The organism is Candidatus Pelagibacter communis (genome assembly GCF_001180105.1).
Taxonomy (GTDB): Bacteria; Pseudomonadota; Alphaproteobacteria; order Pelagibacterales; family Pelagibacteraceae; genus Pelagibacter; species Pelagibacter ubique_K.
In genome coordinates this window covers 1-985 of the sequence record NZ_CVSO01000029.1, presented here as the reverse complement: position 1 = coordinate 985, position 985 = coordinate 1, and the positions used below count along the sequence as shown (strand labels likewise).

Below are 985 nucleotides of genomic sequence, written 5' to 3'. Positions count from 1 at the left end.
ATCAATTAATGGATAGTTTGTTACCGGTAGAAAAATCTGAAAGTAAGCAATCAATAATATTATTGGAATCCAAAAATAAGTCACCAATAATGTTATTAGAAGCGAAAAATAAGCCACCGATAATGTTATTAGAATCAAAGAGAGAAAATTTGTTGTTAGAAAGTAGAGATCAACAACCTTTATGTATGAATAGAGAATATTTTGTACGAGAGTTAAAGAAGTTCTATGATATGTTAGACTTTAAGGATTATGCTTTACTGGGATTTATGGATTATTTATTAATGATAGGCTTAAGAAAGAATTGTGTAACGTTACAGTTTAAGAAAAATCGACAAGAAAAATTTGTAATTCAAAACAGATATATGGTTTTGGATAGAAATAAGAAAGTTGTTACTAATGAAAAAATTGAGCCGGCGGAAAAAATGAAGCATGAAATTATTCAAAGTGATAAATCGGACAAGCAAGAAATTATTCGAACTTCAAATAAAATGGATGTGTTGAAGAAAGACTATATTATAAACTTTAAAAGAGTTGGCAGGGGATGTGAAATTAATAGAGAAGAAGATGGATCAGAGAAATTGATATTGAGAGAGATCTTAAAAAGAAATAAAAATAGAGGGATGTTCAAATATGATGATGTTGTAATAAAAAAAGAAAGAGAAATCATAGATGTGAATGTAGTAGAAATAGTAAACGAGACTAAAGAAAGGATAACTGTAGCAGACGTGTTTCAGGATGTAAATGTAAATGAGATCATAAATAAAAAGATAATCAATCAAGAAATAGATGTGGGAGTAAAGGAGGCAATAAATAAAAAGATAATCAATCAAGAAATAGATGTAGGAGTAAAGGAGGCAATAAATAAAAAGATAATCAATCAAGAAATAGATATAGGAGTAAAGGAGGCAATAAATAAAAAGATAATCAATCAAGAAATAGATGTGGGAGCAAAGGAGGCAATAAATAAAAAGATAATCAATCAAGA

General features: G+C 28.1%; 1 protein-coding gene. It reads left to right on the top strand.

Annotated features, from left to right (window positions below):
• Window positions 1–89: 89 nt before the first annotated feature.
• The coding region (locus AMN84_RS04960; protein ID WP_179850688.1) for a hypothetical protein at window positions 90–985 on the top strand (896 nt) is incomplete at its 3' end.